Here is a 9759-nt window from a genome sequence, read left to right as displayed (position 1 = left end):
GCCTGCCTGCAGGATCCTTTCGGTCATAGTTGGATGTTCTCCACTCATATTGAAGATGTTAGTGAAGCAGAGATGGCGGCTCGCGCAGCGAAGTTGTTTGGTTAGGCGTTTGGCCCTACACCATCTGGTTAAGCACCAAACCCATCACCGCGGCCAGCTCACCACCTTATTGCGCCAATTAGGGCATGTGGTAGCGGTAACGGTTTCTGCTGTTTAGATTACCTAAATAGTAGCCAACAAGCAAAAAGTCGGGCTAAAGTCGTGCTTATGTCGGGGCTTTTTCGTCACGCTGTAACACCGTTTGGTCGGATAATAGTGCTCCACCAGAGACCCTATGCAGGAGTATTGATGATGTACGTGAACAGCACCCGACTTCGAGAGCTACGCCTTGCCCGGCAATGGTCGCAGGAGCAATTGGCCGTACTGACAGGTTTGAATCTGCGCACCATTCAACGCCTCGAAGCAGGCGCGAAAATTTCGAATGAGTCTTTGCGGGCTCTGGCAGCTGTGCTTGAGGTTCCAGCCGATAGCTTGCTGCTGCGTGAGTCGACGCCCGGCCAACCTGCTCTTAAGGCAATGCGCGAAGGTGTGTTTGCTGGCCTGGAATTTACTGGCACCACCCAACGCGCCGATTTCTGGTGGTTTGCCCTTGCTGTGGCCGTGATGTTGGCTTTTACAAAATTGCTTGCTGAGCTCCTCGGTCCGCTGCCGCTGCAGATTATGGCGTTGGCAGTTTTGCTGCCGTGGCTTGCGGCCTTTACCCGGCGCCTGCGCGATGCCGGACTTAGTCCTTGGTGGCAACTTATCTACCTGGTTCCCGTGGCCGGTTTGCTTTTGCTGCTTTACCTGCTTACCCAACCGAGCAAAGAGGCAGAGCCGCTAAATGCGCCACCGCACTGACTGCCATAAAAGCGCTACTTAAAGACCGCTGCTTATTAAAATGTTATGGTATTCACAGTCAGAGTTAGCAGATCAGCAAGGAAGGGAACATGGATATATTAATCGAGATAGTGCTTTTGACCGGTGTAATTATTTTTTTTGTGGTGGTGGCAGCGGTAATCATGAACAGAAAAAATAGCGATAAAGAAGAGTAAACTCAATATAAGTTAGCAAGCTCAGCAATTTTATTGGAGCATTATGAGGTTTAAGGAAATCGGCCATGGCATTTAGTGAAGCAGAAAAAACTGCGCTGCTCGAAGTGAAGGGCGTTGGTCCTACAGTAGTTAAACGTTTTGAGGAGATAGGTATAGGCTCTTTTGCTGAGTTGGCGAACTTTGAGCCGCACGAAATTGCTGAACGAGTGGCATTTATGCTGAGAACCACCTGCTGGAAAAATAGTCCTCAGGCCTTGTCGGCGGTCAAGTCCGCAATAGAGAGGGCGAGGCAGGGTTTTTAGCTGTTGGGAGGCTGCGGCATAACTTCAGAAAATACCTGGCGATATCGCCAATGCAGTACAAACGGACGTTTCGTGGCAATGAGATCGCAGCCTTAAATCGGCAGCTTGCACCGGGCTGTAACAAAACCTTATGGTATTGTAGCCGCCAGCCAGGCGGCAATTTGGCTGGCCGCTAGTTCACTATTGTGGCTGCCGGTATAGCTTTTTAGCGTGGCAACGCCGGGTGAAAACGCCCGATACAGCGCCTCGCTATGCGTACGAGCTATTATCTCATCCTGCTCTGCCACTAATATCAGCGTGGGGCTGGTAATGGCCGGTGCATAAGCAACTGATGTGTAAGTGTCCTTTAACAACCGCCTAACCGGAAATAGCGGAAACTGCTGCTGAGCCAGTGCGCTCAGGCTATCAAACGGGGTGATTAACACCAGTTGTGCTACTTTACGCTGCGCCGCCAGTTGCACCGCTACGCCAGAACCCAGGCTGCGCCCCAGCACGGTAATATCACTATGTTTACTCTGTAGCTGGTCAAACAGCGTAAGCGCATCGGCTACCAGTGCTTGTTCGGAAGGGCTGCCGGAGCTGCCGCCATAACCGCGGTAGTGCATAAGATAAATAGCATGGTTTGGAAAAGCCGCCGCAAACTCTGATAAAGCCACACTAACATCCTCAGCATTGCCGCCAAAATACAGCAACGCCTGGCTACTGTCGCGCGCTTTACGGCTTACCAGTACAGTGGCATTGGCTTGCTGCAAAATCAGCGGCTCGGTTGCTGGCAGCTGGGCGGCGACCGGAAAGTAAATTAACTGCCGCTGCAGCAGATATAACAATAAACACAGCAGGCAATAGCCTGCCAGCACATAACCTGTGAGCGTAAGCAGCATACGCATGATTTACCCGGCAGTAGATTAACGGTGTAAAACAGCTTAGCGGATAGCAGTGCTAAAGCAAATGGCACTATTCACCGCTGCGCTTAACTGCCACCAGCCACCAACGGTGGTTGGTACTTGTCCCAAAACTGGCTGGTGAAGCGGTTTTGTGGGTCATACTGCTGCTTTAAGCGGAAAAATTCAGTGGCAAGCGGATAGGCGCGTTGAAATTGCTCTGGTGTCGCGCTGGGTTGATAAGGCAGGTAATAAGTGCCGCCATGCGATAATACCGCCTCAATCAGCTGCTGACTCCAGAGTTGGGTATGCTGGCGAGCCTGCTCATCAGTGCCCTGGCGGTAATAAATGACAAAAGCGAAGGTTTCATCAGGCGCCCAGGCCAGCAAAGAGCCTTTGTCTGGCAAAGCATGCCTTACCGACACATTTAACACGTTGACCTTATGTTGTTGCAACAGCGCCACTAGTTGTGTGGCAAAGGCATCAAACTGATCAACCGGTACAAAATATTCGCGCAAACCATAGGTCTGCTTTGTTCTGTTAGCCGGTTCTAACTCTCTGACATCGTAACTGGCTTCATAATTGCGCCAGTGCACCGCGGGTTGGCTAAACAGCAGCGGATCTAACCACTGCTGGCGCAGCCTTTTAGCAAAATCATAATCAGCCACAAAATCGATTAGCGCTGGTTGCCACCAGTATCGGGTGTTGGGGCTATGCAACCTGCTAGCTACTGTAACAGGAGCATCAGTCTTTACCCATGATACTGCGGCTATTTGCTTGTAGTGCGGCGGGTAAAGTATCGCATTGTGAAATACAACTTGAGAATTATCGCGGATCTGCACCTGAAAAAAATCGGGGTAGTCTTTTAAGGCCACGTTGGCTACCTGACGCTGCACCCGGCTGTTATCGGTGAGTTGTAAGCTGGCTTCAAGGATAATACCCATAGCACCATAGCCGCCGATAGCGGCATAGAACAACTCGCTGTTATTTTCGGGCGTTGCCGTTATAACACTGCCATCGGCCAGCAAGAGCTTGATAGCTTGTACTGAATTAATTAACGGGCCTTCGCCGATATAGCGGCCATGCGCGTTCACACTGAGAGAGCCACCGACAGTAAAGTCAGCATAGCTTTGCATTATTTTTACTGACAAATCATAAGGATCTATATGAGTTTGAATGTCTCGCCAAGTAATCCCCGCCTGCACAGTAATGTGCTTTTTATCCGGCGAGAAGCTAACGATCTTGTTGTAACTGCGCATATCAATATGCAAACTGTCAGGCAGCGCTACCTGGCCTCCCTGGCTATAACGTCCACCACCGACAGATACAGCACCGCTTGAGTTCAGCAACTGATGCACTAACTCGGTTTCCGTTTGTGGCGCAATTACCTTGTTAACCGTTATGGCGTAAAGCTGGGTTACATCGTTAACAACAAGAGGGGGCGGCGCCACTACAGACTTTGTCATATAAGGCAGCAGATAACTTAAACACCAACATAGCATGGCTAAAACTGCCGCCAGCATGGCAATGCTTAACTTTTTGATCATCTTTCTCAACGTCCCTGTCATTTATCAGGGCCTAACATAATTAACCCGCAAATAAATAACAATGCATTGGTGAATTTATTTGCCGTGTACGCACTTACGCTGTGGCCGGAAAGGTTCACTGCTACGGCGTATCATCCTTATTTACCGATTTATCAGCTTGACGATGTTAAAGTTTAAGGTAAAAGTGGTAGAAGTTTGGAGGCTTATCTGACAAAACGAAGTTCAAGGTAGCAACAGGCAAGTTATGCCCCTTCTGAGTTGCTGGCTAAGTTAAACCGCAACAAAGGGTAGGAAATTAAGTGGCTGATTACGTCCGACCATAGGAGGGCTTCGATGCAGACGACCAAAGAACACGACGAACGAATGGCGAATATGACGTTTTCCTCTGTTTACCCACACTATATTGTGAAAGTTGAAAAGAAGGGGCGAACCACAGAGGAACTGCAGCAAGTCATTACCTGGCTTACTGGTTTTGACGCGAAAGACTTACAACGCCTGCTAGATAATCAGGCTACTTTTACACAATTCTTTGCTGAGGCCAGGCTCAACCCGAATGCACAGCTTATCACTGGTACTATTTGTGGCTATCGCATTGAAGACATTGCGACTCCGTTGACCAAACAAGTGAGATATCTGGACAAACTGGTGGACGAACTTGCCAAAGGCCGCAAGATGGAGAAAATTCTGAGGTCGTCATCCGGGCCCTTTGAAGCTTCATAGCTTGAAGGGATGCTGCTGCCAACACACTGCTAAGTACCAGTGGCTGAAACACAAATTAATTTTGTTCTAAGCCAAATTTATTCAGATCCTCAAATTTAGAGCTACCAAACTCAGTTTATCGCGAAGTCGTACTGCCACCATGCCGGATCTTTTACCGCCAGGCTGGCGAGCAGGTGCTAAAACTGCACGTAATGCGCGAAGAACAGCAACTGCGGGCTTTTATGTTAAAGCCAGAAATTTAGCGACCATAAAATACTTCGCAAAGTGTCCCTCTGCTTTAACCATCAGCGCAAACGAGGGTTATCCAGCCATCTAAGATCATGCCATTTAAATACTTGACCAAGTGTGCTTTTTCGGTAAATGTAACAGCGGGTTTAAGGTTAAATCACTTGTATATTTTGTAGTGGTTATGGCTGGTCAGTGCCAAAAGCGGAAATTCACTGAAGTTTGATTAAATCGGCGCTTTTCACTGAAAGCGGACGTTCGGCAAACTACAGCTTAGAGGGCTCTCGAAAAATTCGAGAACCCATCGTTTTTTCAAAACGTTTCAAAAATCCTTGCACTTATGAACTAGTGACCATAAATTTTCTTGCCCCGATATTTAATACAACGTAAATTGAACTCCATATAAAACAAACTCTTTGTAAAGGGCATGATGCTCTAAATTGAGCCACTTAATTGAATAATCATCAGCATTATATTTTAAGCACTAACGCAATTACAGATTTAAGATGATTTTATATGCAACCGCCTATCAGGGATAGGCCATCAATGTTTGAACAAACTTTCAAGAATATTGACGACATACTAAACAAAGATGCTGGATGCTGTTTTTAAAGTATCTGGACGACCTAAAGTTTGCCAAGTCGGCTTGCGATAGATGTTCTTATTGAACTCTGGATTTGAAATTTCGGAATGTGTAATTGGTTCTGATCCAACGTGAAACAAATAAACGGATTTAAGAAATCGGAAAATCAAGAATATTTACCCAATTCATTGCAGGGGTTAGATAGACTCATTAGTTTAAATTTATGCTATCAATAAAAAAATAAGATTATCAGGAAAATGGTCGGGGGGAATTTTTATGATCGATTTGCGCTCAAAACCATGCAGAGAAGTAATCCAATATCTGTCTGGATTTAAATACAAAGAAACGGTAGCTACTGCGGCAGGTCTTCTAACTCTTCCGAGGCTTTCAGCAAATTCAATCAGGTGTGAAACCCTCGTCCACCTTGCAGTTGCTTATTCGAGAGGATCTAAACAACCAAACCGAACTACCTTCAAGACCGTTCTTAATGATTTATTGGGCAACACACTGGTTGCAATGTTTGAAGACCCTCAAGAGGACGTTTTCGTTTCTAATATCCTGACAGAGCATGGGGATCTTAGGGTTTTTAATGCTCTATGGGAGGCTAATGACTACTTTATTCAGGCCTTGCTTGATATCGTAACTCGGTATCAAGTCCCTGATAATCTCCTGCAAATAAGGGAAAGCTGTATATCATTGCTCAAGTTAAGTGAAGAGGTTGCTTCAAGGTCTGGCTTGCGCCGAAATTCCTATGAAGATTCATTTGATAAAAAAAGTATCAATGCCCCAAGGTCTGAAGAATATAGTTCGTTGTCAAAGCGAGTAACCTTTACTCGTGATGAACTTGGTTTACTAGGTGTTTCAGTTGAATCAATTCGGCCGTTCATTATTACAAATGACGATATATTTGCCCTAAAGCAGTCTACAGTTGGAAATTCAGTTTTAGAAAAGAAACCCATCGTTGAAATTGATGGCAGTTATATTCTTTCTATTCCTAGTGCCGTGGGTGTTGCTATCAGATACTACTTCCTATCCGGTTGTAAAGAAGATGGAAGTTTGGGAGCTTTTTCGAAATTACTAGCAAACTACCAAGCGAAGCAATTAACAGATGAAATTCTTCGTGAGTTCCGAGGTAGATTTGAATCGATAACCCCAGAGCTGTCAGCAATCGAGAACATGCCGCCAATGCATGCGCTCTTATTAAGGGATAATTCAGGAAATTATCTTCATGCGGTAATCATTCATGATGAAATCAATCAAATAATTGATGAAGGGATGGCTAGTTACCACACCCCATCGAAAGAACAGGTTGACTCTCTTGGTAAGTTTTTCCATTCAATTGCTGAATATTGTAAATTACAGGATGATTTTGTATCAGGATTTTCGCTTATTACACACGGAGGTTTTGGTAGAGGGTATAACTTTGGGTTCGAAAAGTGGCCAGATGACTGGGGGGTTTCCGCGATAAGTTTGAATGACTTAATTCTTTTGTGTAACTCTAAAAGTAGGCCATTAGAAGAGTTCTTCCAGTGTATAAAGCAGAAGCTATGGATGGAAGATAAAGGAGTGAAAATACATAATGTAAACGGAGACTTCAATTATTTTGGTTTTTGGAAGGAATCCGAATATAAGTGTGTTCCTGATGATGTACCCGTATCAGAAGGTGGTTTTATAAGCTTATATACCGACTTTGTCTTTCCACTCAGAAGAGAACTGAGAAATCAGGGAGATAAACATAGCTCAAAATACATTGATGGCACCTGGAAAAGAGTTGAACGGCTAACAAAAGATTCTTTTTATGTGGGTATGAAAAGCAAGCCTATATATGTATCTGTCGATCATTTGGATAATGGAGTTCTCAATGGGCTTATTGAATCTAGATTTGTTGATCTTTGGTTTGGAGTTGAGTTCAAAGAGGAAACTGCTATTAGATCAATAATCTATGAGTGGTGGTCTGGCTTTATTGATGCGATTGAAGAGGCTCTTAATTATATATCCTCATTTGTAAGCTTTGAAGAACGTTATTCACTGCAGGTAGTTATCGATTTCTCTGATATGGTTCCAAAAGACCAGATAGATTTAGATTCGCAAGAAAACAGAGGTGCCAATATATTTTGGGGTAATAATGCCTGTAGGATACAACTTGAATCAAACTTCATGGCTAACTTTGCCCGAGTTAACAATACGGGTGAGAATTTAGTTCTTAACCTAGTTTTATCCTCACTGGCAGAATTTCTGGCTGATAGAGGCTCAGATATTAATGAGCATGTTGATAATGCTATTGACCATGTTTTGAGCGACTCGGCAGTTAGGCTTGTTCATATATTTAGATCATATGATCCCGTTGATTTTCTACTTCATACGGTGTCCCGAAAGCCAAAATTTGTTGATAGAAAGAAAACCTTATTTGATCGTATTCGTATAAGTAATTCATTAGAGTTATTTAGCCAAGAAATTACAGGAAAGTCTAATTGCAAGGCTGTTTTAAATAGGATTGTTGACGAAATATGGGGGAGGATTAAGTTCATTCTGTCGCAAGTAGATAGACGTTCCATATTAAGTGAGTTAGTTTCACTGGTTAATTCAATTGAACAAGATCGAGGTCAATGGAATAGGACTGCAAGAGCGGTATTCGCTATCTATTCAAAACATGATGATGTAATTCGGGTTGCTCGCGAGAGAGAGTCAGATAGAAGCTTGACGTCTTTGTGTTTGCGGTCGCTGATTGAAATGTCTTTAATTGAATGTCCTTATAATTCAGGAATGCCTGTAAATGAAAACATTATCGCTGATTTACTTTCTCTTACATCTCTATTGGTAAATACAGCTTCTGATTCTGATGCTATTCACTGGGGACTTGTGGCCCCAAAAATAATTTTCAATATGAATGGTACATATATCCTTCCTACGGAAGTGATGGAAGAATTGCTATTGCCTTATTTCTCAGGGTATTTTGGGATTCAATTTAGTGAGGCTATAGATGATTACGAAGAGCTATACAATGCCAAGCTTATTGAGAAATCAGAATTGCAAGAAGGTGTTTTTGGCGAAGAATTCGATAATGCTTTGTCAGCTGAATATGGTCTTCTAGCTCATCAGCTTGTTGAGTGCTGGGCGGAAATTATTGACCTGCATGTTGAAACCTCTCAGCCAATTATAATAATGAGGTTGGATGAATTAATATGTCGTATTGTGGAAAAAAGAAACTTGGAAGCAGATACCGTGAGACGGTTTTTCCAAGCATTCACATTATATTCAAGAGCTGAATGGTCTGAACCACCCGAAGGATTCGTCTTTAGAGATATAGCACCTTGGAAGTTTAAAAGAAAGCTAAGTTGTTTGGTTAAACCTGTTTTTCAGCTCAGTGAGGAAGAGGTTTTCCTAAGCCTTTCATTGATTCGTTTGGGCGTGGGCTATTTCCTAGATAGAGCAAAAAATGGTGAGTTCAATACAGAGTTTTTTGACTCTGCGGTTATGCGTAGTTATGTCGGGTCTATGGTAGACAAAAGAGGGGCGGATTTTACAGATTTGGTTGCTTCAAAACTTGAGTCTGATGGGTGGTATGTCAGGAAGGAAGTTCTGATGACAACATTGGGGGCATCTCAGGAGCTTGGTGATATTGATGTGCTGGCGATTAAAGACGGTTTAATGCTTCTTTTTGAATGTAAGAAACTCCAGATGGCTAAGACAATCTCCGAAGTTGCAGATGTGTGTAACAGGTTTAAGGGGGCGGAAAAAGATGAGCTTAGCAAGCACTTAAACCGTGTGAGTTGGACTGTGGATAATTTAGATTCAGTGTTGAAGAGACTCAATTGCAGAGAGGTTGTATTTTCAATAAGAAATGCACTTCTAACAAGCACCGAAATGCCTATGAAATATAAAAAGGATCTACCGATAGCGAGTGAAGACATCATCTCATTTAGGGAGCTTGAAGATTGGTTGTCGACAGTCGGGTGCCATGGATAACTTAGGTAGTGAAATTATTGTTTTTGGTCGGACCTGGGTGGGGCAATGATCCCACAGATCGTATATAACAAGCGAAAGCACTAATAACAATTTTCCGATGCGCTCCAAATTGCCCGGTGTTGCGGGCGTTGTATACCTATTGGAACCTTTTGAATGAAAAGTGGATTTTGACAAGTTAAAAAGCAATTTACTTGGTACTGCTAAAATCTACAGTTTCGGTCTGGGTATTGTTAATACATTAGTATCTAAATGAATTTGGCCATGTGAGAAGAGTTGCTCTAGCACTTTAGGCTCTCGAAAAAACGAATGTCCGGAAATAAGGCAAAGCAGAGATTCGTTTTTGCGTGAGCGTCTGATCTGAACGTCTGCTTTTCGCTCAGGCTGTGTGAAAACTGCTGATCACCTTTTGGTCTAAGCACAAGATTTTTATGATCAATCGTT

The 9759-nt window shown here is 43.8% G+C and carries 7 protein-coding genes; 5 read left to right on the top strand and 2 right to left on the bottom strand.

Annotation, left to right across the window (positions count from 1 at the left end; genetic code table 11):
- The first annotated feature begins 55 nt into the window (after positions 1-55).
- The 3 genes from IE163_RS17580 (at position 56) to IE163_RS17570 (ending at position 1396) form a co-directional block, all read left to right on the top strand.
- A complete protein-coding gene (locus IE163_RS17580; RefSeq protein ID WP_229833643.1) occupies positions 56-217 on the top strand; it encodes a DinB family protein in 162 nt (53 codons plus the stop codon).
- A gap of 131 nt (positions 218-348) precedes the next feature.
- A complete protein-coding gene (locus tag IE163_RS17575) occupies positions 349-900 on the top strand; it encodes a DUF805 domain-containing protein (RefSeq protein WP_189434454.1) in 552 nt (183 codons plus the stop codon).
- 259 nt (positions 901-1159) lie between these two features.
- Positions 1160-1396, top strand: a complete 237-nt coding sequence (locus IE163_RS17570) for a helix-hairpin-helix domain-containing protein (RefSeq protein ID WP_189434451.1) — start codon at positions 1160-1162, stop codon at positions 1394-1396.
- 128 nt (positions 1397-1524) lie between these two features.
- On the opposite strand, the gene IE163_RS17565 is transcribed toward IE163_RS17570, so the two are convergent.
- Both IE163_RS17565 and IE163_RS17560 read right to left on the bottom strand, forming a co-directional pair.
- Positions 1525-2283 (bottom strand): alpha/beta hydrolase, encoded by a 759-nt coding sequence (locus IE163_RS17565; RefSeq protein ID WP_189434446.1) that lies wholly within the window; start codon positions 2281-2283, stop codon positions 1525-1527.
- A gap of 83 nt (positions 2284-2366) precedes the next feature.
- Positions 2367-3824, bottom strand: a complete 1458-nt coding sequence (locus tag IE163_RS17560; RefSeq protein WP_229833642.1) for an FAD-binding oxidoreductase — start codon at positions 3822-3824, stop codon at positions 2367-2369.
- A 333-nt stretch (positions 3825-4157) separates the two neighbouring features.
- On the opposite strand from IE163_RS17560, the gene IE163_RS17555 reads away from it, so the two are divergent.
- Positions 4158-4544, top strand: coding sequence for a DUF2200 domain-containing protein (locus tag IE163_RS17555; RefSeq protein WP_189434443.1), 387 nt, complete (start codon positions 4158-4160; stop codon positions 4542-4544).
- Positions 4545-5628: 1084 nt separating this feature from the next.
- Positions 5629-9318, top strand: coding sequence for an anti-phage protein Upx-like protein (locus IE163_RS17550; RefSeq protein ID WP_189434440.1), 3690 nt, complete (start codon positions 5629-5631; stop codon positions 9316-9318).
- Positions 9319-9759 lie beyond the last annotated feature (441 nt).

Source organism: Alishewanella longhuensis (assembly GCF_014653435.1).
Classification (GTDB): Bacteria; Pseudomonadota; Gammaproteobacteria; order Enterobacterales; family Alteromonadaceae; genus Alishewanella; species Alishewanella longhuensis.
Note: the sequence above shows the minus strand (reverse complement) of the source record. Positions and strands in the feature narration are given on the sequence as shown.